Below are 1015 nucleotides of genomic sequence, written 5' to 3'. Positions count from 1 at the left end.
GACGTTGTCGTCTCCCATCACCACCTCACCCTGCCTTTGCTTTCCACGCTTGATGACCTCACACGGTTTCTACGCGTAATCGATGTCACTTACATCGAGTTGTCGAAGTATCGCGGTCACGCTGCTCGTAACGAGTCTGGAATCGTCAGCGACCAGAACTTTACACAGATTACGGTCAAAACTCATGGGTCAATCCTTGTGCAGTCAAAGCATGTAATAAAATTCAATGCAGCGGAAGCTTAAATGCTTCTCTTGAGGTTTTTTGAGGGAACAGAATCGCCTTACGTATGTTGAGTAACCCAATGCTGGACGTCATTAACGCTTAGCTCTAGATCGGTGATGAGTTTTTCTAACGCCGTTTGATAAAGGGGGGAGTCAGATCGGCACAATTGTTCGGTCAATAAAGCGGATTGATGAATATGCTCCAAGCCTATTTGTGCGAGCCCGCCTTTAATCTTGTGCACGGTCTGGAGTAAATGTTTTGGTTCGTGTAGATGCGCTTTTAACGCTTCGAGATCTTCTGTCATGGTTTCCAGATACACCGTTGCCATGTGGTGTTGCATATCGGCTGGAAAGTGAGTTAACCATTGAGTATGTAGAGAAGAGTCTGAATTCATATAAGTGGAGCATCGTTTGTTATTGATTAAGAACAGATAAATAGTTATTAATTTTAAGAAACGGGTCAAGTATAGGACTGTTTTTAAACTAATTCTAAATTATTGATATCTAATGTTTTGTTGTGGTTGTGAGGCTTTTCCTACATCAAAATAGGAAGCCAATAAGGGAGAGGTTGCTGCACTACTTTCGATAGCTACGTTTCAAATTTCTTCATGTTAGAAATGAGTGGCATTTTATTGCTATCTTCTGAGTTGTAACTTTGCTTGTGGCATAAAGCATTCGCTCAAATTATTCCTAAACTTTTCTGTGTTATGGCCGCTATAGAACGTAACGAAGGTGGGAGAGTAGAATCTCTACCGAAGTCTTGTTCAAAATTGAGACATATTTTCACTGTTTG

Annotated in this window: 2 protein-coding genes; one reads left to right on the top strand and one right to left on the bottom strand. The window is 41.3% G+C overall.

Features of this window, described 5'->3' with window-relative positions:
* Positions 1 to 243: hypothetical protein (locus R8O11_RS25360; RefSeq protein ID WP_318194629.1), on the top strand; the 243-nt coding region annotated here is incomplete at its 5' end.
* Positions 244 to 281: 38 nt separating this feature from the next.
* On the opposite strand, the gene R8O11_RS25355 is transcribed toward R8O11_RS25360, so the two are convergent.
* Positions 282 to 617, bottom strand: a complete 336-nt coding sequence (locus tag R8O11_RS25355) for an Hpt domain-containing protein (protein ID WP_276419325.1) — start codon at positions 615 to 617, stop codon at positions 282 to 284.
* Between the last annotated feature and the right edge of the window lie 398 nt (positions 618 to 1015).

The sequence above is a fragment of the Vibrio sp. 1288 genome (genome assembly GCF_033344475.1).
Note: the sequence above shows the minus strand (reverse complement) of the source record. Positions and strands in the feature narration are given on the sequence as shown.

Bases quoted from the DNA above. Each gene is read 5' to 3' on its own strand.
- R8O11_RS25355 (WP_276419325.1), bottom strand. From the start codon at position 617: ATGAATTCAGACTCTTCTCTACATACTCAATGGTTAACTCACTTTCCA.